Here is a 26,339-nt window from a genome sequence, read left to right on the forward strand (position 1 = left end):
ACGCTTCGCTTTGTTCATCTAATGAGTCTTTTAGGGTATTTACCTTCACATCAAAGCAAGTTAAACCTTGTGGAACGGCAACTGTTGCAGCGCTCGCTAAGTTTAACTCGTTGGTGAAAGAAACCCCTTGGTCAAAACTAACAAACGCAGTGGTATCAATATCAGCAATTGTTGCAGTATTTGGGTTTATTTCTAGGTAGTAATCTTGTGTTTGGCTGGTGGTACCATCTAAACACACGTTAAATAGTGCGGCATTGCCTTCAGTTACTTTAAATGGTGTTGCAGTAATACTAGCAACCTCAGGGAAATCACCAGTGTTTTCGCTGCGATCGCTGATAGTAACGGTTGCCGTTTGTGTATCCTTGCCACCACTAATTAGATACGCTGCTAAATTAAAGTCTTCAGTACTTTCAGCTTCATCATCACGCCAAGTATGTACTCGAACATCGACATACTCAGTACCTTCAGGAATGCGAGGTCGCTGCTTAGACGATAAATCATATTCCATTGGCCATGTAATGCCACCATCAAGGGATATTTCTGCAAGTGGGTTATAATCTTTAGATGCTTCAGCAGCACCTTCATTTAAGCGTAGGCGTAATTTTGTATCTTCTGTTAATGCTTGATTAAATTTAACTCTGAAAGTAACAAATTCGCCTTCTTCCACGTTACTGTCTAAGGCGAATACAGAATGCACGGCATCTTTTGCAAGGTCGAGGTCTGCATCTTCATCATGCAAACGCACAATTTCAAATTCATGGTCAGATTGGTCTGCTCGGTGCCAAGCATGTAGTTTTAGGGCTTCAAACCCTTCTTCTAAATCGTCTTCATAGGATTCAAATTGAATGTCGACATATCGCCCACCAGGTGGCACTAAGATTTCTTTACGTGTTGCTAGATCAACGTTTTCTACGAATGTTTCGCCGCGGTCAAAAGAGACTTTTGCAAGCGTTGAAAAATCATCACCTTTAGTTGCAGATGACCCTTCAATTTCAAGGGTTAAAGGCGTTGGTAATACCAACTCTTTATTGAATTTCAAGCGGTACTTAATGGTACGGCCTTCTTCTACTAAATCATCAGTATGACGTGAGTAAACAGCATTTACACGCAAATCACCCTGATTACTTGAAGGGTCTAGAATATCTTGATTAAGTGTTAAGCGGTCTGAAAGCGTCTCTCGGTGCCATGCTTCAAGTGTGAAATATTCGGTATTTTCATCTTTGCCATCATTATTTAGGCCAATCAAAATATCAATATGGCGGCCACCAGGTGGCACGCTTATTTTTTGAGGGCTAGCAAGATCAATGACGTATGGGTAGCTTTCACCACGATTAAACGAAACAAATGCTGTCGTATCGAAATCTTGTCCTTTTTGTGCAGTGCCGCTGCTAAGTTTTAGATTAAGATCCTTTTCTTCATCAAGGTCTTTGTTGAATTTAACACGCAGATGCGCTTCATCGCCTTCTTCTGGGCTTTTATCTAAGCTATATACTGCACTGATTTTGTAATAGCTATCTTCACCGCCAGATGAATCAGAGCCACCTGTCCCACAGTTTGCGGCTGCTAAGTCAGTAAAACGATGGCTGCTTGTCGATAAATAGCTGAGCGATGATTTACCCATATCATAAGCAAAAAACTCAGAGCCACCTAAGTTGTCTTGGCGAGAAACAATTAATTCACCAACATGGTTTTTAGCTGCCCCAGTTGCTAAAGCCAAATTGTGCTTATTAACAATTTCAACGGTTAATGCATCTGTATCGACCCGATAAATACTGTTTTTGCTCACTAAATATAAGGTGTCACCGATAAAGGTTAAATCACCCCAGTTCTTATCTTGTTCATTACGAAAGCCGGTTAATTCACCATAAATTGACGCATAACCTGTGTTTGGATCGATAGTGAAAAGCGTGTCGTCATGTGCTGCCCATAATAGGTTTTGTTCAGGATCACTTACAAGTCGGTAAGTAAACTTTGTTTTGCCAACTTGATGATGAGAACCTGCATTAATATCGTAGTAAGCTAAGTAACTTACGCCATTAGTTTGAGGCACAGAAACATAATATAAACGCTGACTGTCTTTATCGAGCGCAATTGCGGCAGAATCGTATAAAGCGATTGAGTTCGACAGGCTTTGGCCTGTGTATTCATCTAGTGTGTGAATTACACCTTGACCAGCATCACTTGCAATACCGTACATAGGACTATGGCACTTCGAATGTGCAGAAAATCCAGAGGTAGCAAGGGCTGCACACACAAGTGTACGAACAGCATTTAGTTTCATAGGGGGCTCCAAATTGCTAACAGCTTATAATTAGTGGAAATTTTTTCGCGATTTTACGCGAAATAGGTACGAAAATAAAATATTTATCAGAAAAAAATATGAGAAAGTTATTACACTTTATCACACTACGTGAGTGTTCAATTCAGAGAATATGAATAATTATTCAGTACTATTTTCGCGATGGTTTGACCTTATATTGACTTTGGACTTTAGGTTAATTGCTTAGCACGCTTTTGATGGTATTGTTGTAGTGAACTAATAATAAAAACGACAGGAATTTATGCATGAATAAAACACTGCTTGCCCTCGTATTATCGTGTTTTTCATTGGGTACATATGCATCAAGTGACCTTAATTCACTCTTTAAACAAACTGAACCAAAAGTGATTGAGTGGCGACGTGATTTCCACCAAAACCCCGAACTTGGTAACAGAGAAACCCGCACAGCTGGCATTGTGGCAGCACACTTAAAATCATTGGGCATGGAAGTCGAAACAGGTATCGCTTATACCGGCGTAGTGGGATTATTAAAAGGTGCTAAACCAGGGCCAACTGTTATGTTACGAGCAGATATGGATGCATTACCAGTAACCGAAAAAACAGATGTGCCTTTTAAGTCGACAAAAACGACTAATTATCGCGGTGTTGATGTAGGCATAATGCATGCGTGTGGCCATGATACTCATGTTGCGATGTTAATGGGGGCTGCAGAAGTTTTGGCAAACATGAAAAATGAGCTAGCTGGTAATGTGATGTTTGTTTTTCAACCTGCTGAAGAAGGCGCACCACAAGGTGAAGAGGGTGGTGCTGAATTGATGCTTAAAGAAGGTATTTTTAAAAAATACAAACCAGATGTGGCCTTTGGATTACATATCACTTCGAAATTAAATGTTGGCCAAATTGGTTATCGCAGTGGGCCAGCCATGGCCAGTGCGGATCGCTTTGAAATTACCGTTAAAGGGGAGCAAACTCATGGTTCAACACCTTGGGCAGGCGCAGATCCAATTGCTGCCGCGGCGCAAATCGTGACAGGGGTAAACCATATTGTCAGTCGCCAAATTAATATTACAAAAGAGCCAGCTATTGTATCGTTTGGTAAAATAGCAGGTGGGGTACGTAATAATATCATTCCTGAACAAGTGGAAATGGTAGGCACAATTCGTAATTTTGATATGGACAACCGTCAAAAAATTTTCAAGAAAATTAAAACCACGGCAGAGCATATCGCGTTATCGTCTGGTAATACCGCTGATGTGACTATCTATGAAGGCTATCCGGTAACCGTTAATGACCCTAAATTAACAGAAAAAATGCTACCAACGCTTGAAAAGGTGACAGGTAAGGGGAATTTAATTGAAATGCCAAAAATTACTGGTGCTGAAGATTTCTCATTCTATGCAATGGAAGTACCGGGATTATTTGTATTTTTGGGCGGTACACCAAAAGGAACAGATCCTATAGATGCACCGAGCAATCATTCGCCTTACTTTTTTGCCGATGAGTCTTCATTTAAAATAGGCACAGAAGCCTTAACTAATTTTGCACTAGACTATATGGCAATGGCTAAGTAACTACTTAATCTGAAAAGCGAAACTGATATTAGTAATGTGGTTATCTTTTTCGCTTTTTCCAATCATGAAACTTTGCATGCACGCCTTGAGTCAGCGATGTAAAGTAGTCTTCTAATACATCCACACCATATAATATACCTACTACCAAAACACTGAGCTTTATTGCACTTAATTCACCTGCGATATCAACAGCAACACCAATGGCGGCAAGTACCCAAATGGTTGCGGCTGAGGTAACACCTACCACAATACCGTCTTTAGCAAGCATTACGCCTGCACCCAAAAAGCCAACACCGGTAACAACTTGGCCAATAATGCGTGATGTATCGGTTACATCATTATTTAATGAATTTGAAGCCGCAATAAACATATATGTACCAAGTACAATAAGTGCAGAGGTACGAATACCAACAGGTTTGCCGCGAAGTTGTCTTTCTAGTCCAACGATAAATCCACAGCAAATAGCAGCGGCAATTTTAGACCATTCAAACGGTGAAATTGAAAAAAGGGTTGTTAGTTCCAATGTTTCTCTCTTTTAGGTTATAAAGGCAATAAATTTAACTGCCTGTTTAAGTTGTTGTTTTATTTATTTTATAAATTTTCAGACGTTGCTGTTTCACTTGATTCAAGATGGGTGATCAGTAATTGATCAACACGAATTCCGTCAATATCTACCGCTTCAAATTTATATCCAGCATGTAGCACAAAGTCGGCACATTTGGGCATTCGTTTCATTTTATAAATGATAAATCCAGCTAAAGTTTCATAATAACTTTCGTCAGGAAATTCATCAATTTCAAGTAATTTCTTAACATCGACAATAGGTGTTGCGCCATCAACTAACCAAGAGTTTGCATCGCGTTTAACTATTTGTTCATCGCCACTAAATGGCACTAAGTCACCCATAAAGCTGCTCATTAAATCTTTTAATGTAATCACGCCTACAACCAGCGCGTATTCATTTACCACAACAGCAAACTGAGAAGATGCAGATTTAAATGCATTTAATGCGTCTGAAAGCGTTAGTGTTTCCGGTAAATACAGCAAATCTTTGTTTAAAGCTTGTAAACTGAGTTCGGCTTTTCCACCATTCAATAACTGATGCAAAATAGTTTTTGATTCAATGGTGCCAAGCAGTTTATCCAACTGTCCATCACACACTAAAAATTGGTGGTGAGGGTTTTCTAAAATTTTGTTGCTGATTGTTTCACTACTATCGTTAATATCAAAAAATACAATCGAATCACGTGTGGTCATTACTGTGGGTAATGTGCGGCCCTCAAGTTCAAATACATTGCCTATCAGTTGATACTCTTGCTGTTGCAATGAACCGTCTTGGGCACCAGCTTCCATTACGGCAACGATATCTTCCGTGGTGACAATTTCTTCGCGCTTTGTAGGTAGTTTAAAAATTCGCAGAACCACATTGCTAATACCATTGAAAAACATTACCAATGGGGTGAGAGCAAAGGTTAACAAATTCATCAAACTAACCACTCTGATTGCGACAGATTCAGGCATGATCATCGCAATGCGCTTAGGTAGTAAGTCAGCAAATAAAATAAATAACGAGGTAATTGCTAAAAACGACAGGAAAAAACTGATTTGATCAGCATGTTGTCCGTTATAAACCAAATTTACCAACTGAGAGGTATAAGGAGTAAGCGTTTGTTCACCCATGATACCGCCTAAAATGGCAATCGCATTCAATGCAATTTGGATCATGGCAAAAAAACCACCCGGTTGTTCTTGTAGCCGTAAAACTGCTTGCGCTTTTTTGTTACCTTCGTCAGCCATAACACGTAATTTAATTTTACGTGCTGCGGCAATGGCAATTTCCGACATAGCAAATAAGGCACCAAAAATGATTAAAATGCTTATACCCAGCAAGTCACTCATAGCGTTCTCCAAACAAAAGATGAGCATATGCTTTTTAATCTGAAATACATTAAAAAGCGCGCAATTATTATGCAAGTTTCACTTTGCTGCAATTACTTTTTACAAATAAATTTTTTAATTAAATTTCAGTTGGTTAGGGTTTGTATTTGCTGCGCTATTTGCAACAGGAATGCAACTGTGTTTTGAGTATAAAGGGGTTGATCGATTTTAATAATGAGCTTGCGATTTTTGCTGTTTACTTAAAAAGAGCTTTCCTGCAATGCAACCCGCAATAAAACCGAAGAAATGGCTACTCCAACTTACACCAGGTACAAACTGAGTAAGCGAATAAATAACACTGGCATACAAAAAACAAATAATTGCAGCTAGCATCAAATTAAAAATATTACGACTAAAAATAGCGTTACAAATAATGTAACCTATTAGCCCAAAAACCAATGTGCTAGCCCCTGCATGAAAACCTTCACTGGCAAAAAGCCATAACGTAAAACGCTTTAGACCTTGTTGCAACACAATAAATGCAAGCACTGCTAAGGGGGCCGCATTTGACAATAAATGTTGCCAACTGTGGTGTATAAAAGGTGCCAGTGGGATCCCGATTAAGCCGTTGATGTATCGTGGGTATATGCCGAAATTTGAAACTAACCCTGCAGTAATAGTATTTAAAATTTGCACCCCAAAGAGAATGACGAGCAAAATGCAAATAATATGTAATGGTTGTTTAATTAGCATATCAATAGTGGCTCTCATAAAATAAAAGGCACCTAGTTTTTTTCAACTAAGTGATTTTACTTTAACGCCTTACTTCTCTGAGCAACAGTTATTTTTATTAACTCATATTTTTTCGCAAAAACAAATTGGCTTTAACATTTACAATAGTCGACTGACTAAAGTTGTAGCAATATAAATTGCCGGAGTGATTTAAATCTATTGTAAGTCTCAATACTCTCGCTTTATTGCGTTTTAAATGTGTCATAACAGCAAGCATATCTAAAATTTCTCGATAATAACTGCCTCAAGCTCATATTTGCTAGTGAATATGAGCTAACGTGAAAAGTAATTTTGGTAATCAGTAGCCATTATAAAATCGAAAGATGCTCGCTTAATCATTGATCTTTAGTTGTTTTGCGTTATAACAAAGTAAAGGGTAAGAATTGCGAGGCGTTCACTTGAAAGAACTATTGATAGAACAAGAGGAATCACTTCATAACTATGAAACTCGCCACAATAAACGTGAAATTATCCGTTTAATTCATCCTGAATTTCGTGAAGTAGGCCAATCGGGCACATCATTTTCATTCAAAACCATTATTGAAATGATGTCTTCGGAAAAGCAACCAAGCGGACATGTCCATGCGCAAGACTATGAATGTATTCAGTTAGAATATTCAGTATTTTTAATGTTGTACAAAACAGCATGGGTTAGTAAAGATGGCTCGGCCAGCTATTTTGCTAAAAGATCATCTATTTGGGTACTCAATAATGGTGCATGGCAAATGAAGTACCACCAAGGTACGCCTTGTGATGAATTTACTTTAGTTTAAATGGTTATTGAATCACCACTCAAATTGATTGAGGGTTATACAACGTAATTTAATAAGAAGAAACTACAACATCCATGTTGTAGTTTACTATTTTAGAATTTTCACAACTTCACGAGTTGCTTCAATCAGGCGGATTATTCTGCCATCGATGTTTACGGTGATTAACCCTTTGTGGTCAACCGGTGCAATAATCTTGCTGTGGCTATAAATTTCACGGTCGATAGGTTTACCAACCTGAATTTTCTTTTGCCATCCTGGAGGTAATTCACCTGTGCGAGCCACTTTTTTCTGAAGGCCAGGTGGTAAGCTGTTACCTTTATTGTGTTTATCATTTTTGGCGTGAAGTGGAGACACCATCAAACAAAGACTGGCTAATGTAACTAAAACGGTTTTCATTAAAATGTTATTCCTCAAAGCTTTCACAACGGGTATTAAACTAAACGTTTGTAGTTTCTGATGTTGTAAAATTTAAAAGCGTGAAGCCACTATAAAACTAATTACCCTCAAAAGAAAACCAGTCTTTTATCTTAATTCCTTTTAAAATAAGGGTTTCTAAGTATTTTATTAATGACAGTATTCACTCGCTTCTATTTGACATTGAAAGCAATGCGCCTGCACCAATAAACACGCTGCCAGAGAGTTTATTAAAAAATGCAGTGCGACCTTTTTCGAACAACCACTTTGAAGACTTAACGCCTAGCATGACATAAAACAACAACCAGGTCAGTTCTAGTAAGATAAATGTACCTGAAAAAATAAGGTATTGTGTTAAAAGTGACTCACCTGGGTTAATAAATTGTGGAAATAGCGCTGTAAAAAACACAATGGCTTTGGGGTTACTTGCTCCAATTGTAAAGCCACTAATAAAGTGCTGCATGCTTTGCTGATTATTTTTATCTGGTATATCAGTGAGCGCAAAACCAGTGCTCTTTGACAATAACGCCTTTATACCAAGGTAAATCAAATAACTTGCACCAAGCCATTTAATAATATTAAACGCAAGCTCTGATGTAGCAATTATCACGCCTAACCCTGTAAAAGATAAACTCAAAATTAGAGTGATTGCAGTTAAGCTACCGAGCGCTGCATATATACCCGAACGTTTTCCTGAGGTAATGGCTTTTGACATACAAAAAAGTGCGCTGGGGCCAGGCGACACGGTTAAAATGAGCACCGCAATAAAATAGAGTGTCCATGTACTTATATCCATTTTGAAACCTTCAACGTTTTTTCTTTAAGCTAGCATTTTTAACAAGAAAACAAAGACAATTATTTAATGATTATCAAAAATTTTCACCTTGGTTTGTATAAGCATTGAATTGTTAAGAAAAGCCCATATTAATTTTGATGGGGTAGGCCAAAGAAAAGGAAGAAAACGGTGCTTAAAACAACGCTAATAATTTTATTTGTTATATTTTCGTTGTTACCGTTTAATTTAGCACGCTCAGTTATTCCATCTCATCAACAAACGTTAAACTCCTTTCAACACCTAACACACTTAGCAAGTAATAACAGTTCTGTTAAAACATTTATAGATTATTCGACCTTAAAAGTTTTTGCTAATCGTTTTAACTTGCGAAAATCAGCGAATTCACTTTACAGCTGCCCGTTTATAAATTTTTTAATTCGCGAAAGTTATCTTTTTAATCAATCATACTGCCAAATATGACTGCTTATCTTTTTTGATTATTTAACAACTTAAAAGATAAGGAAAATTATGACACAAGTAATCACCTTGTTTGTTTTGGTATTTGCGTCGGCTTTCTTGATGTTGCTTTGCTGGAAGATGATTGGCTGGGCAAAAAAGCGTAAAACTGGCGCAGTTGTATTTGGTGCTTTGGTTAATATGGTATTACCTGATCCCAAAATTGAACATACAATCGCCATTGTAAGAGAGCAAAAAGAAGAAAAACCACAACCAAGTGACGAACAAAAAGAAAAATAACCAAAAGCCAGCGGATGCTGGCTTTTTTTCAATTACGTTGATTTACAATTTGGCCTTGCCTTAATAACGAAAAAGTTCGTACTATTCAACTATCTAAAAATAAACGGATTTTCTTTTGGAAAATTTAATTTCAATGTCACTGGTATTAGCCAGTGTTGCTCTTGTAGGATGTGAATCTACTCCTGAAGTTAAACCACGCATGGCGCGCTTTAATAGCCCAGAAGTAAATAGCCAGCCTTTTAATTTTAAATTAGCAGTTGGCTCCGATACATCCAATGAAATATCAAATAATAATAGCAAAAAAGCAGATAGAGATTCAGCACTTCGCTTTTCTGCGGCCATGACATTAAGCCATGGTTTTGAAGCGCGCTATGTTGATAATGGTGAGCAGCAACTTAGTATGAAGTACCAGTGGTTTGGTGCTCCAGAAGAAGAAAAGCAAAGTGGTAATGTCTCGCTTGCTACAAGTGTTGGTTATATATATTCAAAGCGCAATGAAAGTGCAACACGTGCTTATAATAATTGGTCACTGGAACAAAAAAGTTATGATCTTTCGATGATTGCGGGTTATCGTTTTAATAAACAGACACTAATGTATGGCAGCGTTTTTTATCAAGATGGCGATATAGACGGGAGCTATTACCTTCTTGAAAGTTATGATGATGTAAATCATGAGCAAGTAAACCAAGGCTGTGGTTATGACAGAACGTGTGTAGGCGATCGTTTTTCAGATAAAGGTAAAGCTTATGGCGTAAGCTTAGCTTTAGAATATGAGTTTTTAACTTGGTTAGTTTTAACAGGCGAAATTGTTCATCACAGAGCTGATTGGTTTAACCGTAGCAATAACGAAACTGGTGCAAATATTAATCTTGAGTTCTGCTTTTAATACCAATTGCATTAATTGATAGGTCACTTATTGCGACAGAGAAACGGTTCATAAACAAGGCGAAAAATTTAATGTGTAGTTGCTCTACATGAGGATTTTTTAACGCAGTTAATGAGGCGTTTAACTCGCAGTAATGACATAGTAGTTAATAAAATTGGTATAAATAAAGCCTGCAAATGCAGGCTTTATTATTTTTTTACAATGATTGGAAGTAAGTTTCTAAATCATCCGAACCACCAATGTGTTTGCCACCAATAAACACTTGCGGCACGGTATCGCGGCCAGACATTGCTTTTAAGCTTGTTAATGATGCATCTTTGCCAAGTACAATCTCTTCATAGTTATAGCCATGCTTGTCTAAAAGTCGTTTCGCATTTTGACAATATGGGCAGTTTGGTTTTGTGAACAACGACACCGGTTTTGGTTTGATTGCATTTGGATTAATGTAATCTAACATTGTATCTGCATCGGATACTTCAAATGGGTCGCCTTCAACTTCAGGCTCAATAAACATTTTTTCAATAATGCCATCTTTCACAAGCATTGAATAACGCCAACTGCGCTTGCCAAAACCAATCTCGCTTTTATCTACTAACATGCCCATACCATGAGTGAACTCACCTGTGCCGTCAGGAATAAGCCTGATGTGTTCGGCTTCTTGCTCTTTAGCCCAAGCGGCCATCACGAAGCTGTCATTTACTGATACACATAAAATATCGTCAACGCCATTTGCTTTGAAGGTATTGGCTAATTCATTAAAACGCGGTAAATGTGTTGAAGAGCACGTTGGTGTAAATGCTCCCGGCAAAGAAAATACCACAACAGTCTTACCTTTAAATAGGTCATCAGAGGTCAGTGTTTGCCATTGGTTATTAGCAAAAATTGGTAAGCTAACCTGTGGTACTGATTGTCCAGAAATATCATTTAACATTATTACGCCCTTGATTTGGTTTTTGTTGAATTGAGATAAGTATGTCTTTTAATAAGCAATCAATCCAATGAATTATACTGCTCGATTCAATCTAAAAAACAAATCGAATTGCGGTAATGACTAAAAGATATACTGTTAGCTTTGATTAATTACAAAATAAGAATAAATATCATCATAATGACGTATCAAATCCTGTTCTCTCTACTACTATAATGTTGGTAATTATGAAAAGTTGGGGCAATCATGAAAAACTATTTAATTATTTTGTTATCCGCATTAATAGCTGCATGTGGAGGCAGTTCTTCTTCCAATGATAATGATGTTGTTGTGCCACCTGTGACAGGTGTTGAACAAGCAAAATTTTCATTAGGACTGAGCGATGCACCTGTTGACGATGCAATCGCAGTAGTGCTTGAAATAGATACAATTAAAATCATTAGACTAACTGATTCTGGTGATGCAGCAGAAGAAATTTTAGTTGAAGAGTTTGTTATGGAAGATGGTTCTAGCGCATCTTCGATTGTCACTAACTTACTTGATTATCAAGGTGCAGATCAAAAGAAAATTATTGATGAGCTGGCTGGCATTGTACTTGACGAAGGTAACTATCAACTAGAACTCGTAATTATCGATGCAGGCTCTTATGTTGAGCTTGATAATGACGCGACATTATACGCTATTAAAGTGCCTAGCTCGCGTTTGCGCCTAGGTGAGTTTGCGGTTGACGCAAGTTTAGTGCAAGTTGGTGATACTCCAGCTTACACCATTGAATTTGATTTAAGAACATCCCTAGTACAGCGAGGCAACAACCCAGCTAAAAATGGTTTTATTTTAAAACCACATGGTATTAAAGTTGTGGGTAGCTCGGGCACTATTGCTGGTACTATTTCATCTGAATATCTCAATTTAGGTACATGTACAGTGTATATGTACCCGGGCGATACTACTGAGTTTGGTGATTTGTTTGATAGTGAAGATGAAGCTTTCACAGGAGAAGTGCCAACTGCGACTGCGCCTCTTGCATCAACCGTTGTAACAACTGAAGGTAGCTATGAGTTTGGTTTTGTCAAAGCGGGTGATTACATGGTGGCTCTACGCTGTAATGATTTAGTAGATGACAATATCCAATTTGATGGTTTAGTGATCCCATCACCAGAAGGTCAAAGTACATCTATTACAGTGACCTCAGGTAATACAAGCGAAGCTAATTTTTAGTTAAACACCGCATGATTCATAACAGCGATTGATATAAGCAACAAGGTTAGGTTTGTTTTCAATCGCTGTTTTTATTGGCGTACTCAGTTTTCCATTAAGTAAATTGGTAAGTGTTGCATAAGCGGCTGCGTCGTATTGTGTCATTCGATCTGTTACAAAATAAGGTTTATCACCCAATAAACTGGCCAAATGTTCAATTGCTTCAACGGCAAAGTCATAGATTTGTGTTTTGCTATGGCGGCCTAAGCCTTGGGCATAAATACTTTTAATTAAGTTCTTTCTTACCAAATTAGGCACAAACAATTTTAACAGTGCCGGCATCTCTGAAAATAACTCCTGCTTAGTTAAAGGCCAAAATTCCTCGTCAACCCATCTACTAAACACTAAGCTCCAATATAGCTTCTCTTCTACTAATTCTTTAATTAGATAGCCAATTGCATGCTGTTCTTTAGAGAGATTTGCATCGAGCTTGGCGTTTTGTTCAAGGGTTGCCAAAATAATGTTTGAATCTGCAACCATTTCATTGTTAATAATGGCAACAGGAAACTTCTTTTTTGGCATTTTTTCTGAATCAATGCGATATTTAACTTGATAATCAATGTTAGCAAGTTTGCAATAAGCTTGGAGTTTTAGTGCAAATGGACTTGCATTGGTGAGTCCAAAAGCAGGAGGAAATTCATATATTGTAATCATTTTACTGTCCTTGTTGTTTTTGCACATAATACGCTGTAGTTTTGTCAGCGAGTGTCAGTAGCTTAACTTGCCTATGTAAAAATAAGTTTATCAGTGTTTAGTATGCAAGTGTCCGATAGCTAAAGTAATTATAAAATTGAAAAATAACACTATGACAGAAATCCTCTCATTAATTGAAAGTAATCCACAATTTGTACTGTGCGCCTTGATTGTATTAATCGCAATCATTTTCTTTAATGAGCGAATATCGCGAAGTTCCTTATATAAGCTTAAAACCGGAAATGGAAATGAAGCGCATTTGAAATTATTTGAGATGACAGCGTCTCAACTGATTGTATTTCAGAGTTTGTTAGGCGAAATGATTTATCGTCATAAATCTGTAATTGCCGATGAACTTGATAATGCCTCAAAAGTATTCTTAGAAGACATTAATGCAGTAGTGGAATTAAATAATCCTAAAAAAGAAGCACAATTAAAAAAACAATTGCTTCAGCTTATTAGTGATAAGCGACAGGTAGTTGCGAATGACCGATTGAAAATAAGTTTAGCCGTGAAACAGTTAGAATTATTGGCATCAAATGAACTTGCGTTATGTATTTTTAATATTCAAGGCAAAGTACTTAGTATGATCCAGCATACTGATGCCTATTTAACGCATTTAGTCAGTGTTGCTGAAAGCCCTTTTGACTCTAGATTGCAAACAAAACTGGCATTAAGTGACGATGATCAAGAGGTACTGCTAGCGCTTGGCGCCTTTTATAAGGCGTTTTAATTAATAGCAGAGCCTTGTTTGATAGCTGTAATATCATTTTGATTGTGCTCACTTAAACCAATACTTTCTTGTTTTTTATATCTGTATAAAACATACAAACCAACAAAAGCATGAGCCAAGCTTAAACCGATAAATAACCCTTGGCTTCCAGCAAAATAGACACCACTCAAGCTTAGTAATGGCACAAGCACTAAACGATGTATCACAATAACTTTACTTGCATCAAATACATAACCAATCGCATTTAGACAAGAAGGCGCTAGAAGTGCAATGGCTAAAAAGAAGTAAGTAAAAGGCACATAACTTAAGTAGTTCAAAATAACTCGTTTTTGTTCACAATCGGGACACAAAAAGAATAAAACATCACTTTTGAATACCAGCAGTAAAATGCCAATGAGGGATTGAATTACTACCAGTGAAATTAATACATGGCTGATTATTTTTTTACAACGTTTTACCTGTTTCGCCCAATAGTTAATGCCGATGACCGCTGGTAATGCTGCAGTCAAAACCATAGGTAAAACTAACAGTAACATTTCTAAACGGAAAATAATGGCAAATGCACCTACATACTCTGTGCCAATGCGGCTTAAAAAAATGGTGAGGATAAATAAAGATAGAGCAGGTGCGAGTTGCTGTAAGGTCAGAAGTAATGATAGCCGTTTATCGCTAAACAAGGTTTTGAGACAGATAATTTTAAAGTCGATACGCTTGTAAACAATAAAAATAAGCAGGGCAGCAAGCGCAAAGCAACTATCCACAACAAAATGGAGCTGTGCAAGATCTGAAATTAAAGTTGGGCTTTGATTATCGATAATTAATAACAAAAGCACGGTTTTGCTTGTCATCCAAGCGAGTAAATACATAGCTGAGAAATGACACCAGCCTAAAGCACGCATTACACTGCTACTTTGCCAAACCAAAACCAGTGGTAAAAATGAAGCAATTTTGTATTCGTAAAAGAGAGCGATTTCACTTTGATAATGGGCTAATTCCCCTTTGTTGAACTGTGATAACCATACATTTAAATTGACTAATTCGCTGTAATGATCTCGGCCAAAATACAAGGTAACTAATAAAGCGCTGGTTACAATAAGTGTAAATATAAAGAGCGTTGGAATAAATGATTTTTGATGCTGTTGTTCTTTTACCAAAATCATATTTGAGCGGACCGCAATGGCTATTGCTATCGCATTCATAGAGATAACAAGCGGCAAAAAATAACCAAATAGTGATAAGCTATTATCACTGTGTGATGCAATCAGACTCGATTCGAGGACATCAAATAGCAGCAGCATAAAAATTGCTGGCATTAATAAAGAGCTTGAATTAACAATTGCTCGCCAGGGGGAGCTGACCAAATATGGATGAAGACTCGTTGTTTGCATTATGCTGATATTTAAATCTTATAAAAAAATGCAGCATACAAGAATAAATACGTGAATATGTGTACAGAATGTAAGTGTTTATGTCGCTGATAGAATAAAAAAATACAAACAACACATACTGGTTATAAACCGCTTCTGCTAAGCATATTTATACTATCTTTTGCAGACATTAAACTACAAAATCAATTTGTTGAATAAGGCCTGCATTACCATCATTGTTAAGATAATAACCAGATTGTCGGATTGCCCCTTTTAATTCGCCATTGTCATTGCGAATATTTAAGGGTGAATTAACACTTTGTGTTGCGATAGCCCCAATATTTGCATCGTCCAAGGAAACTAACTTATCCTCGGCGCTATTTTTTACCCATATTTTTAACGAATCAAAGATTACGTCATTTTCATCAATAAAGCCGTTACCATCTTCATCGTATAGCGAAAGATCAGCAAAGCCGTTACCACTCAAAGCGCCAAACAATTCTTGTCCGTCATCAATTTTGCCATTGTTATTGCGATCAAATGCGAGATAACCATAGCCTTTTCCAAGTTGGGTTAAAGTGTCTTGGTTGCCATCAGCATCAATATCAAATTGATGCGTGCTTTCGCCAAATTCAACCGGTTTACTTATAAAACTAATAATAAGCGGATCTTTCATATTGATTGTTTCAATTGAGCGCTGATACTCGGTAAAGCTTTGCTCAAAATTAAGCTTAAATTCAAAGCTAATATCGCGACCGGCAGCCGTTGTTATTTTTCCGGCCATTTTAAGCGAGTTGGCTTGGTGTTCATGGTGAAGCTCTTCAACAATCACCTGAGTAGCCCCTTGTTCTGCATCATCATTTTGTGCTGTTGGTGTTGTTTTAGCAGCTAAATTCGCCGCAGTAAATTCATCCTGATTAAACCACTCTATGTCTTTGCCTGCTAGTTTTTGTACTAGCAGCTTGAGGATCATTACCTTTGCATTATCTTTCATCTCAAGGGTGGAATTTTGTTCTTCAACACTGTTTGCCTGCGATTGATCATGAGCTTGAATTGGCGGCTCAATTGGCGTTTCAATGCGCGTTTTTACAAATTCACTCACATGGTGATTTTCAAGTGTTACCGCTGAGCTTTCAATTTTCATAACAAAACCAACTTAAACGGGTACATATCAAGTTATCGGCAGGTTCGATTGATAATTGAGCAGTTATAAAGTTTGGGAGCGAATTATTAGGCTATAGATAGTGAATAGATTTGAAAACAGTTTTTTCTCAATTCTTCATTTTCATGTAGCATACTAGCGTTTTTGAGCCGTTAATTAAGTAGTGTATTGCTGTATGTTACTCGTATTCTTCTTTTCAATTGTTTTGATTGTATTGTGTTTTTTAAATTTCATAAAGAGCCAATTGTTGGCAATCTATTGTGTTATGAGTGTATTTGCATTTGTTGTGTATGGTATTGATAAATTCAAAGCTAAGCGTGACAAAGCTCGTGTGCCTGAGAGTACTTTACACATTTACAGTGTTTTAGGAGGATGGCCAGGTGCAGTGCTTGGACAACATGTGTTCCGCCATAAAACTGTTAAACAACCCTTTAAAAAGCATCTTTATATTTCTATTGTAATGAATATGCTTTGTTTATTATTTTACCTAATTTATCCTCATATCTTGTAAAACTAGCTTAACACAATACCTACAAGACAATTTCAAAATATATGTATTTCACGAACATTTATAAGCATTAAAATTTAGAAAACTTTAATCGTAAATGACTGTAAATATTATTAAAGATCAAAACCATCAGATGATTTGTCCAGTTTGGTATAATAAAGGTTACTAAGAGTCGTACGGAACAAATGAATGTTACAAATTTCTAACACTGTTTCAATTTCTGACTGGGAAATTGAATTAACGGCTATTCGTGCCCAAGGAAGTGGTGGTCAGAATGTCAATAAAGTATCCTCAGCAATCCACTTGAGATTTGACATCAAGCACAGTACGTTACCGCAAATATATAAAGAAAAATTATTGTCTCTGAATGACAGTCGAATCACAAATGATGGTGTCATAGTCATTAAATCTCAGTCATTTCGAACACAAGAGCAAAACAAACAAGATGCGCTTGAACGATTGAAATTGCTGATAAAAAGCGCGATGGTTGTGCAGAAAAAAAAACGCGCTTAGATAGCAAAAAGAAACATAGTCAAACAAAAGCAATGCGAGGAAGAATTGTGTAAAAAGGGATGTTTTGCTCAAAAAATCAACTAACAAATGTAAAAAATCGACTTTTTACTTGAAATTTCCCCAATATAGTCTATTTATTGTAAACAACATGTTAAGTTCATGTTTACAATAAATAACTATACAAATGCTAGGGAAATTATGAAAATTAACGCGCTACGCAAGGCAATATTACTCGCCTGCTCATCAACTCTCGCTTCAGCAATGTCTTATTCTGTATCTGCGGAGGAAACACCTGCCGCAGAAGAAAAGAAAGATGTTGAAAAAATCGCCGTTGTAGGTACACGTTCAGCACCACGTTCTATTGGTGATTCGCCAGTACCAATTGATATTATTGGTGGTGATGACTTAGAAAAGCATGGTTCTTCAGATATGCTTGAACTGCTAGTAAGTCAAGTGCCTTCATTTAATGTTCGTCAGCAACCTATTAGTGATGCTGCAACGCTTATTCGCCCAGTAAACCTACGCGGTTTATCTTCTGACAGTACTTTAGTGCTTGTAAATGGTAAACGCAGACACCGTGCATCTGTAATTGCTTTCCAAGGTGGCGGTGTGAATGATGGTGCACAAGGACCGGATGTTTCAGTGATCCCTAGTATCGCACTAAAACAAGTTGAGGTGCTTCGTGATGGTGCTGCAGCACAGTACGGTTCGGATGCTATTGCGGGCGTTATGAACTTTGTACTGAAAGATGCATCAGAAGGCGGCAGTGTATCAGTAAAATATGGTGAGTACTTTGAAGGTGATGGTGATACTACAACTATCGAAGGCAATGTAGGTTTACCTTTTACTGATGATGGTTTTGCTAATTTATCTTTTGCATTAAAGAATGCAGATCCTACTAGTCGCTCAGTACAACGCCCTGATGCGGCAGGTTTAGCAGCAGCTGGAAATTCATATATCAATAACCCAGCTCAAATTTGGGGTAACCCTGAAATAAAAGACGATTTAACTATTTTTGGTAATGTAGGTCTTGATTTAGGTAATGATAAAGAATTCTACATGTTCGGTAACTATTCTGAGCGTGATGCAATCGGTGGTTTCTATTATCGTAACCCACACAATCGTGGCAATGTTTATTCGATTGATGGCGGCGAAACTCTGTTAGTGGGTGATATTGGTCAAGCAAATGGTGGCCCAAGAACATGTGCGGTAGTGCCTGCAAATGTTCCAAATGTGCTAGAAACACAAGCATACAAAGACATGGTTGCTGATCCAAATTGTTTTTCAATGAACATGATTTTCCCTGGTGGTTATACACCGCAGTTCGCAGGTAATATTGTAGATACTTCTTTAACTATGGGTGTTGAAGGGGAGTTTAAAGGCGGTTGGCTTGATGAAGTTTATTTTGATATTAGCGGCTCTGTTGGTCGAAACGCTTCAGACTTCTATTTATACAATACACTGAATCCATCGCTAGGTTTAGAAACGCCAGTTGATTTCGATACAGGTAAATACATCCAATTAGAAAAAACATTTAACTTCGATTTAGTTAAATCAATTGAAGTGGGGTTAGATGAACCGCTAAACCTTGCTGGTGGTTTTGAATTTAGAGAAGAATCGTTTGAGATTATTTCTGGTGAAGAAGCTTCTTGGAAAGCAGGCCCTTATGCAGATCAAGGCTTTAACATCGGTTCTCACGGCTTTAAAGGGTTTGGACCTGAGTCACAAGGCACTAATACTCGTCGTAACTGGGCAGCGTATGTAGATGCTGAACAATATTTAACTGATAACTTGCTTGTAGGTGCTGCGCTTCGCTATGAAGACTACAATACTTTCGGTGACACAGCTAACTACAAAATAACCTTACAATATGCAATTTCTGATGATTGGCAAATTCGTGGCTCAACAAGCACCGGCTTTAGAGCCCCTACGGTTGGTCAAGCAAATGTTGTAAATACTGCAACATCGTTAGTAAATGGTGAGCTAATTCAAAGCTTCTTAGCGCCACCGACAGATCCGTTATCAGCGTTTTATGGTGGTAAAGAATTAACACCTGAAGAGTCTACAAGTTATGCGCTTGGTACAGTCTACGAGTATGAAGACTTCTTCTTAACGGTCGATTACTACAATATTGAAGTAACTGACCGTATTGCACAATCTAGCCAGATTGATGTACTTGAATCTGATTATGCAGAACTGCGATCGCTAGGTGTACAAAATCCAGAACTTATCTCTGCGGTAACGTATTTTGCAAATGACTTTGACACAACGACTAAAGGTCTTGATGTAGTTGCAAACTATTCAGCAGATTTACTAAATGGTGCCACTAAATTTGCCCTAGCGTATAACTGGAATGAAACTAATGTTGATTCGTTTAATCCAGCTACAACAAGTGACGGTAAAGTTAAACGTTTAGAAGAAGGTATGCCACAGCACCGTGCAACATTCACAATTACGCAAAATTGGGATGATATTAGCATGTTTGTTCGTGCAAACTACTTTGGCGAATACTTTGCTGTGCATGCGGATGATGATTGCTTAGATGGTTGTTGGAATGAAATTGCAGATTCTGCGTTTACTTTTGATGCTGAAGTAAGCTATTTCTTCACAGAAAGTTTTAAAGGTGCAATTGGTGCTAATAATATTTTCGACCAAGAAGCACAGAAGCTACCTTCATCTTCTTACGGTGTTCTTGGTGCACAATACTACGAAAGTGGTCCGTACGATTATAACGGTGGTTTCTACTACGTTAAATTAAGTTACTTATTCTAAAAAGAAGTTATATAACAATGCAAAGCCCAGATATCTGGGCTTTTTTTATTTTAATTAAAGTTATATTTAGCATTGTTTACAAGCAAAAAAAGTAATCCGAAAACTAATGAAATCGTTTTTATTGAATAACTTAGAGGTATAAAAGCAAAGTGATGATAATGGCTATTCAAAATGATTAATAGCGATAAACAAACAGGGGAATTCAGAAATTGCCAATTTAAATTGGCTAATTAAAGAGGACTTTCTTGTGTGCAATTATAAAGAATATCGCTCCATTTTATTGCCTCAAAATAAAACGCAGGTAAGTCTGCTTGGTCCAATTTCAATTTATTACATTGTGCTTCAATTTTCTGCCACTCGCCAGATTCATAACTTAAAACAAGCTCTAAAATATTACGATTAATGTTATCTTGCCCAATCAAAGCATCACTGATGTCTTTTCCTAGGGGAAGCTGTTTTAAAATAACTTCCATAGAGCGATCAAAAATTGCATCTAAAAGCGAAAATAACCCCACCAAGAAAGATTTACTTTGAAGACTTGGCGCAACTTTCTGCGCTATTACATCACAGAACTTAGCGCGAATGGTTGACATGCGAATAAGCTCATGTGGTTTGTCTTTGGCAAAATGAGCTGTTACAACAAGATTTAAAAAACGTTTAGCATTCTGTTCACCTAAATAGATTAAACCTTGCTTGATAGAGTTAATTTCTTCACGAATTGGGAATAAACCCGAGTTAATAAAACGCATTAATTTGTAGCTGAGAGCTGCATCTTGTTCGACGAGGTTTGCGATTCGATCGTAATTAAGTTCTACTTTTACTAACTCAGTATAAAGCAGTACAACAGTTTGCGCGTGGCTGACCATATCTGGCTGTTCTATTAACTGAGGTTTACATAGAAAATAACCTTGAAAATAATCAAAACCAAGTTCTTTAGCTAGCTCAAAGTCTTCGTGTGTCTCAATTTTAGTCGCCATTAACTTAATATTTTTAAGTTGCTTTAGCTTGTGAATGTCTGCAATCACTGTATTTAATGGTGTTCTACTGATATCAAATTTAACAAGGCGACATAAATTACAATAAGGTTGCCAATCAAAATGCGGTGTATAAGGGTCTAAGGCAAGGGTATAGTTTTTGTGAAATAAGTTACGACAAGCTTCATACACCTCAGGGTTAGGGATAAAGTCAGTCATTACTTCAACTATAAAGTCGTTACTCGGTAAAAGCTCAGGCTGTTGTTGTAATATCCCTTGGTGGTGAAACTTGATAAGTGCTTTTTTACCGGATGTAAGACGCCTTAATCCAATAATAAACTGACTATCAGCAATGAGTTTAGATGTTGCAATAACAGGATCTATTTCGGGAAAGGAATTTGCTCGACTGTTACGGAATAAAAGCTCGTAGGCAACAAGTCTTTTCTTATGGTTCAATACTGCTTGTCGAGCTGTGTATATTTTCAAGTGATTGATAAATTAAAGTTATTTTATATTAATTTAGTGGAATATCACGAAATTGCAATAATAAAAAAGGGTCAAAAGACCCTTCTTTAAAGTAGAATTAAGCTTGATCTTGCAATGGCACTACATTATTTTGTGCGCGAACTTGCTCTAGTTCAAGTTTGGCATCGTCTACTTCTCGTTCTAAGTCTCGCACACGCGCCATTGCTTTCTCAGCACTGCGAGTAAGACGCTCTACGGTAGTAGCAGAGTTTTGCTTGATAAACTCAAGTTGCTCAAGAAGTTTTTCATTTTCATTTTCATAGCGCCATGCATTGTTTTGCTCGCTAGCTAGTTTTTCTTCTAGCAATCTAATTTTAGATAAGTTCTGATCAGAATTCTGAGTTAAACGCTGGATAGTTGCTGTTGAGTTATTCTTAACGAAATCCATTTGTTTAAGTAAGTTTTCTTTTTCAGACTCAAAGCTAGATGCTATTTTCTGAGCTTCAACCAGCTGAGCCTGCATTTCTTCGATTTGGGCCTTAGCACCTTTAACAACAGATTGTTGATCTTGACTATGTTGAGAAAGCTCAAGATTTTGCTTTTTCATCATCTCAATATTTTGTTCAGCCTGTTTGAGCTGCGCTTGAATTGCTTCTTTAGCTTTACGAAGATCTTCTACTTCTGATGTGTGTTGTTCCGCTTTTGCTGCATGCGTATTAGCAGTTTGTTCTAGTTGAGAAAGTTGTGAAAGCGTAGAATTCTTTTCTTGCAACAGACTTTGGATCTGTGAGTCTTTTTCTTGTAAAGCAGCTTCGAGAGTTTGTACTTGTGTAGCAACTGTTTCAGTTAATTCGCTAACTTTAGCTTCACCTGTTTGTTTAAGCTCAGCAATAGTTCGTTCACTAGACTCTTTTAACTCTGCAACTGTTGCAGCATTATTTGCTTTTAGTTGTTCAATGGTGTTCTCATTGGCAACACGCATGTCTTCAATTGTCTGATTCTTAGACTCGGTAAGTTCTTGAAGTTGTTTTTCTTGATGCTCTTTTAAAGACGCAATTTCAACGTCTGCGTTGTCTTCAACTTCAGCGATAGTTTGTTTAAATTGTGCTGTTTCTTCTTCGAGGCGCGTTTCAAGAAGTTTTACTTTTTCACTTAGTTCGTCAGTGATTTGCTCCGTTTTTTGAAGGCTTAAAATGGCAAACTTTTCAGCCTCAATTGCACGCTCAAGTTGGATCTCAAAATCACGGTTAATAGTGTTAGAAAATCGTTTAATTTCACGATGGAAAGCAGCAAGGTACTCCTCACTTAGAGAGCCTGTATCAGCGGCTGCTTGGCGGGTATCTTGTGACTCACTACGCCAACGTTGGTAATGAGCTAAAATTGTTGCAGTACTGCCTTCACATTCTTGTAAAATAACTTCAACGGAAACAGGTTTTCCGTTTTGTACTAATTCATCGCACAGTTCTTTTACTTTTGCGTAATTTGTTGTCATTTCTCTATCCTTGTAGAGCATACATAGTTTTGGAGACTAAATCTGAAACCGTTAGTGATAAAGTATTATTTACAATTCAAGTCTATAGACTTTCACTCTATCTAAAGCAAAATAACGGCATGTTGTAACAATAGCAATTTTGTCCAGAAAAGATCAACACTCGTGATGTGTTTTATTAGTGAATTTAGAACTAGTTAGTGGTTTTATATACGATAATTTTATGTAAATGAATGTTTTATAACTAATGGCTACTAATTAGGTACTACAAATTTAATTAATAGAGTATGTTATTGAATGAAAATCGTGATGTTTGATTTTCTTTCATAATTACTTTGTTCATAAAATGAGCTATAGATTTCAGAACAACCTCATCATTTTGCATTATGCGTAGCAAATAACTTCAAAAGTGCAAGTAAGCTATTTGATTAATAACTTGCCATTAGATAAAACACTTTTCACAATAAACATGAGTTGTTCAAAATTGGGTTAACTATGTCAGAAGCGAATTTATCTGTTGGTGTTATAGCGAAACGCGCAGGTGTAAATGTAAGTACGTTACATTTTTACGAAGAAAAAGGCCTTATTAGAAGTTGGCGTAATGCCGGTAATCAAAGGCGGTTCAAAGCAGATGTGTTAAGACGAATCGCTTTGATTAAGGCTGGCCAAAAAATAGGTGTCAGCCTCGGCGAAATAAAAGCGATTCTAGCTAAACTACCAAATGAACGTACCCCAACAACAAAAGATTGGGAAAATATAGCGACAGCTTGGCGAGATAGATTAACGCAACAAATCAATTATATCGAGAAGCTTAAAAGCTCACTTACAGCTTGTATTGGCTGCGGTTGTTTATCGCTTGAGCGATGCCACTTATACAATCAAGATGACTGCCTAAATCAAGAAGGTGATGGGGCAGTCATTTTAGAACGAAATGATGTTTAAACTGGTTGTGTCATGTTTTCTGGCTTTAAAATAGTGGTAAGTTCTAATTCGTTTAAAATGCCTTGTTGAATTACAAGTTCTTTAACTGATGCACCTGAAAGCAGCGCGTCTTTTGCAATATTTGTTGCTGCTTCATAGCCTATAAAAGGGTTAAGCGCGGTGACAAGTGCAAGGCTATTTTCAAGTAAATCTGTGCATCTTTGTTGGTTTGCTGTTATGCCTGAAACACAATGCTGTTCAAACATATCACATGCATTAGTCAACAATGAAATAGCATCCATTAAGTTTAATGCAATCATAGGCTCCATTGCATTTAATTGTAATTGGCCTGCTTCAGCGGCCATACTTATTGCACAGTCCAAACCTACCACTTGATATGCAACTTGGCTAACCGCCTCAGGGATCACAGGATTAATTTTGCCTGGCATAATTGAGCTGCCTGGCTGCTTCGCTGGGAGGTTTATTTCACTAATACCTGCACGCGGTCCCATGCTAAGAAGTCTTAGGTCGTTAGCAATTTTAGATAATTTAAGTGCTAAACGTTTAAGTGCTGAAGAATAAATTACAAAATCACCCATATCAGAACTTGCTTCAATTAAATCTTCTGCTTTTTCAAATGGTATATTTGTCAACTTAGTGAGTTCTTTAATTGCTAAGTCTGCGTAGTCTTTATGTGTATTAATGCCAGTACCAATAGCAGTACCTCCCAGGTTAACGCTATTCAGTAAACAACCTAACTGCTTAATTAACTTTATATCTTCTTTTAAAGTTGATGCAAAACCATGAAACTCTTGCCCTAGCGTCATTGGTACTGCATCTTGTAATTGGGTGCGCCCTAATTTAAGAACTGACGAAAACTCATTGCCTTTTTGAGTTAAGCTATTAGTTAAGCTCTCAAGCGCTAACAGTAGTTTAGGTTGTTCTAATAATACACTTAGTCTAATTGCCGTTGGGTAAACATCATTAGTGGACTGCGACATGTTTACATCAGTGTTTGGGTGAATATGTTGATAGTCGCCAAGTTCATACCCAAGCTTTTTTAATGCCAGATTAGCGATCACTTCATTAGCGTTCATATTTGAAGAGGTACCTGCACCACCTTGGATCATACCTACAGGAAAATACTCATGGTATTGATCGTTGATGAGATCACTACATGATGCACAAATTGCATTAGTTTTTTCGTTATTTAATAAACCTAATTGGTTATTTGCACGTGCACAGGCTGCCTTTACATAAGCAAGGCCTTTTATAACCGCCGGGTAGTGGCTTAAATATTTACTGCTTAGTGGAAAATTAACTATAGCCCTTTGAGTTTGAATGCCATAGAGCACATCATTTTCGATGGTCATTTTGCCGAGTAAGTCTTTTTCAATACGCATTTTTATGTCTTTTACCTTGGTGAGAGTGCGGGCAAGGTTACCTAAGTTATAATACGGTGACTAATGCTAATAAAGGTTTATGGTTATGCATAAATTGCATAATGTGATGCTGTGCAATTGTAAATCAATCAAACTCCAGTGCTTGCGTTATACCTTGCCAATAGACGGACTTTGTATGATCATTTGTTGGTAAGCGATAAAGACAAATACTTAAGTCAGATATTTCATTGAAAGTTTCGAGAACAGTAAGTTTCCCATCACGTAATTCGTGTTCAATCGAATAATCGGGTAACCATGCAAAGCCTAAGCCTTGTAGCACCATGGTTTTTAAACTGTCAGCCATTGATGAACTAGCGACTTTATCAAGTTTGGCTTTCACTTCCTTTGTTAATGCATTATCAACTGTTCTGCCCAAAAATATTGATGATTGATATGCAAGATAAGGCATTTTCTCATTGTTAACCCATTGCGGAAGTGTGGTTGATAGTGCTACTGGTAGAAGTCTTATATTCAATAATTCAAAACGCTCATATTCCTTACCGAGCAATTCATTGTCATGGAATGCCAACAAATAATCACAATTATTACTTTTAAGTAGTTTTGTACAATCATCGGCATCGGCTATTTGTAACTGGGCACTGACATTGGGTAATTGACGTTTTAATGTTTTTAGAATTTTGGGGAATACACCTAAGGCAAGCGTATGTGTTGCAGCAATTCGAAGTTCTTGTGCATAGCTGTTTGCACGCAGCTTTTCTGCAGAGCTATTAAGTAAGTGAAGTACAGATTGAGCCGTTGGCTTAAATGCTTCACCTTCATCAGTCAGTGTTAATGGTGATGTACGTCTGTCAATGAGCTGACAACCTAGGCTTTTTTCAAGAGATTGAATGCGTCGACTGAATGCTGGTTGAGTGACAAAACGTAATTGTGCTGCTGTACTAAAGTTACGCGTTTCACTTAGTATAAGAAAATCTTGTAGCCACTTGGTTTCTATGTTCATTAGCTGTATAAAATTAGTTATATCGAAA

General features: G+C 37.2%; 23 protein-coding genes and 1 pseudogene. 10 read left to right on the forward strand and 14 right to left on the reverse strand.

Going from position 1 to position 26,339, the window contains the following annotated elements; translation table 11 throughout:
* A partial coding sequence (locus tag ON073_RS05195; RefSeq protein ID WP_274760801.1) for a Calx-beta domain-containing protein occupies positions 1-2,281 on the reverse strand: 2,281 nt, incomplete at its 3' end.
* Between the two features lie 284 nt (positions 2,282-2,565).
* Between ON073_RS05195 and ON073_RS05200 the strand changes: the two genes are divergently transcribed.
* A complete protein-coding gene (locus ON073_RS05200) occupies positions 2,566-3,852 on the forward strand; it encodes a M20 family metallopeptidase (protein ID WP_274760802.1) in 1,287 nt (428 codons plus the stop codon).
* Between the two features lie 40 nt (positions 3,853-3,892).
* Here the strand turns inward: ON073_RS05200 and ON073_RS05205 are convergent, their stop codons facing one another.
* The 3 genes from ON073_RS05205 to ON073_RS05215 all read right to left on the reverse strand — a co-directional run bounded on the left by ON073_RS05205 (position 3,893) and on the right by ON073_RS05215 (position 6,501).
* Positions 3,893-4,375 (reverse strand): MgtC/SapB family protein, encoded by a 483-nt coding sequence (locus tag ON073_RS05205; protein WP_274760803.1) that lies wholly within the window; start codon positions 4,373-4,375, stop codon positions 3,893-3,895.
* A gap of 68 nt (positions 4,376-4,443) precedes the next feature.
* Positions 4,444-5,751: a hemolysin family protein gene (locus tag ON073_RS05210; RefSeq protein ID WP_274760804.1), complete on the reverse strand. Its 1,308-nt coding sequence runs from the start codon at positions 5,749-5,751 to the stop codon at positions 4,444-4,446.
* A 207-nt stretch (positions 5,752-5,958) separates the two neighbouring features.
* The gene (locus tag ON073_RS05215; RefSeq protein ID WP_274760806.1) at positions 5,959-6,501 is read right to left on the reverse strand and encodes a rhomboid family intramembrane serine protease; all 543 of its coding nucleotides are present in this window, start codon (positions 6,499-6,501) and stop codon (positions 5,959-5,961) included.
* A gap of 419 nt (positions 6,502-6,920) precedes the next feature.
* Here ON073_RS05215 and ON073_RS05220 point away from each other — a divergent pair, with 419 nt between their 5' ends.
* Positions 6,921-7,295, forward strand: coding sequence for a nuclear transport factor 2 family protein (locus ON073_RS05220; protein WP_274760807.1), 375 nt, complete (start codon positions 6,921-6,923; stop codon positions 7,293-7,295).
* A gap of 87 nt (positions 7,296-7,382) precedes the next feature.
* Here the strand turns inward: ON073_RS05220 and ON073_RS05225 are convergent, their stop codons facing one another.
* Positions 7,383-7,691: a hypothetical protein gene (locus ON073_RS05225; protein WP_274760808.1), complete on the reverse strand. Its 309-nt coding sequence runs from the start codon at positions 7,689-7,691 to the stop codon at positions 7,383-7,385.
* 181 nt (positions 7,692-7,872) lie between these two features.
* Positions 7,873-8,505, reverse strand: coding sequence for a LysE family translocator (locus ON073_RS05230; RefSeq protein WP_274760809.1), 633 nt, complete (start codon positions 8,503-8,505; stop codon positions 7,873-7,875).
* Between the two features lie 507 nt (positions 8,506-9,012).
* On the opposite strand from ON073_RS05230, the gene ON073_RS05235 reads away from it, so the two are divergent.
* Both ON073_RS05235 and ON073_RS05240 read left to right on the forward strand, forming a co-directional pair.
* Complete coding sequence (locus tag ON073_RS05235; protein ID WP_274760810.1) at positions 9,013-9,240, forward strand: hypothetical protein; 228 nt, start codon at positions 9,013-9,015, stop codon at positions 9,238-9,240.
* A 115-nt stretch (positions 9,241-9,355) separates the two neighbouring features.
* The gene (locus ON073_RS05240) at positions 9,356-10,126 is read left to right on the forward strand and encodes a hypothetical protein (protein WP_274760811.1); all 771 of its coding nucleotides are present in this window, start codon (positions 9,356-9,358) and stop codon (positions 10,124-10,126) included.
* Between the two features lie 196 nt (positions 10,127-10,322).
* Here ON073_RS05240 and ON073_RS05245 read toward each other — a convergent pair whose 3' ends face one another.
* Positions 10,323-11,057 carry a glutathione peroxidase gene (locus ON073_RS05245; protein WP_274760812.1) on the reverse strand — a complete coding sequence of 245 codons (735 nt, stop codon included), beginning with the start codon at positions 11,055-11,057 and terminating at the stop codon, positions 10,323-10,325.
* Between the two features lie 243 nt (positions 11,058-11,300).
* On the opposite strand from ON073_RS05245, the gene ON073_RS05250 reads away from it, so the two are divergent.
* Complete coding sequence (locus ON073_RS05250) at positions 11,301-12,272, forward strand: DUF4382 domain-containing protein (RefSeq protein ID WP_274760813.1); 972 nt, start codon at positions 11,301-11,303, stop codon at positions 12,270-12,272.
* Here ON073_RS05250 and ON073_RS05255 read toward each other — a convergent pair whose 3' ends face one another.
* The gene (locus ON073_RS05255; RefSeq protein WP_274760814.1) at positions 12,273-12,965 is read right to left on the reverse strand and encodes a glutathione S-transferase family protein; all 693 of its coding nucleotides are present in this window, start codon (positions 12,963-12,965) and stop codon (positions 12,273-12,275) included.
* A 151-nt stretch (positions 12,966-13,116) separates the two neighbouring features.
* Here ON073_RS05255 and ON073_RS05260 point away from each other — a divergent pair, with 151 nt between their 5' ends.
* On the forward strand, positions 13,117-13,737 hold the full coding sequence (locus ON073_RS05260) for a hypothetical protein (protein ID WP_274760815.1): 621 nt from the start codon (positions 13,117-13,119) through the stop codon (positions 13,735-13,737).
* On the opposite strand, the gene ON073_RS05265 is transcribed toward ON073_RS05260, so the two are convergent.
* Together ON073_RS05265 and ON073_RS05270 are read right to left on the reverse strand one after the other, a co-directional pair.
* A complete protein-coding gene (locus tag ON073_RS05265; protein ID WP_274760816.1) occupies positions 13,734-15,050 on the reverse strand; it encodes an MATE family efflux transporter in 1,317 nt (438 codons plus the stop codon). The genes ON073_RS05260 and ON073_RS05265 overlap by 4 nt on opposite strands.
* Positions 15,051-15,294: 244 nt before the next feature.
* Complete coding sequence (locus ON073_RS05270) at positions 15,295-16,248, reverse strand: hypothetical protein (RefSeq protein WP_274760817.1); 954 nt, start codon at positions 16,246-16,248, stop codon at positions 15,295-15,297.
* A gap of 283 nt (positions 16,249-16,531) precedes the next feature.
* On the opposite strand from ON073_RS05270, the gene ON073_RS05275 reads away from it, so the two are divergent.
* From ON073_RS05275 to ON073_RS05285, 3 genes and pseudogenes are all read left to right on the forward strand, one after another.
* Complete coding sequence (locus tag ON073_RS05275; RefSeq protein WP_274760818.1) at positions 16,532-16,777, forward strand: DUF1294 domain-containing protein; 246 nt, start codon at positions 16,532-16,534, stop codon at positions 16,775-16,777.
* 186 nt (positions 16,778-16,963) lie between these two features.
* Positions 16,964-17,340: pseudogene (arfB, locus tag ON073_RS05280) on the forward strand (alternative ribosome rescue aminoacyl-tRNA hydrolase ArfB).
* Between the two features lie 145 nt (positions 17,341-17,485).
* Entirely contained in the window at positions 17,486-20,059 is a 2,574-nt protein-coding gene (locus tag ON073_RS05285) for a TonB-dependent receptor plug domain-containing protein (protein WP_274760819.1), read from the forward strand.
* Positions 20,060-20,289: 230 nt separating this feature from the next.
* Here the strand turns inward: ON073_RS05285 and ON073_RS05290 are convergent, their stop codons facing one another.
* On the reverse strand, positions 20,290-21,489 hold the full coding sequence (locus ON073_RS05290; protein WP_274760820.1) for an EAL and HDOD domain-containing protein: 1,200 nt from the start codon (positions 21,487-21,489) through the stop codon (positions 20,290-20,292).
* Between the two features lie 127 nt (positions 21,490-21,616).
* Complete coding sequence (locus ON073_RS05295) at positions 21,617-22,990, reverse strand: hypothetical protein (protein WP_274760821.1); 1,374 nt, start codon at positions 22,988-22,990, stop codon at positions 21,617-21,619.
* A gap of 492 nt (positions 22,991-23,482) precedes the next feature.
* Here ON073_RS05295 and soxR point away from each other — a divergent pair, with 492 nt between their 5' ends.
* Complete coding sequence (gene soxR / locus ON073_RS05300; protein ID WP_274760822.1) at positions 23,483-23,929, forward strand: redox-sensitive transcriptional activator SoxR; 447 nt, start codon at positions 23,483-23,485, stop codon at positions 23,927-23,929.
* On the opposite strand, the gene ON073_RS05305 is transcribed toward soxR, so the two are convergent.
* Complete coding sequence (locus tag ON073_RS05305) at positions 23,926-25,311, reverse strand: aspartate ammonia-lyase (RefSeq protein WP_274760823.1); 1,386 nt, start codon at positions 25,309-25,311, stop codon at positions 23,926-23,928. The genes soxR and ON073_RS05305 overlap by 4 nt on opposite strands.
* 124 nt (positions 25,312-25,435) lie before the next feature.
* Positions 25,436-26,311 carry a LysR substrate-binding domain-containing protein gene (locus ON073_RS05310; protein WP_274760824.1) on the reverse strand — a complete coding sequence of 292 codons (876 nt, stop codon included), beginning with the start codon at positions 26,309-26,311 and terminating at the stop codon, positions 25,436-25,438.
* Between the last annotated feature and the right edge of the window lie 28 nt (positions 26,312-26,339).

This window comes from Pseudoalteromonas sp. G4 (assembly GCF_028875915.1).
GTDB lineage: Bacteria > Pseudomonadota > Gammaproteobacteria > Enterobacterales > Alteromonadaceae > Pseudoalteromonas.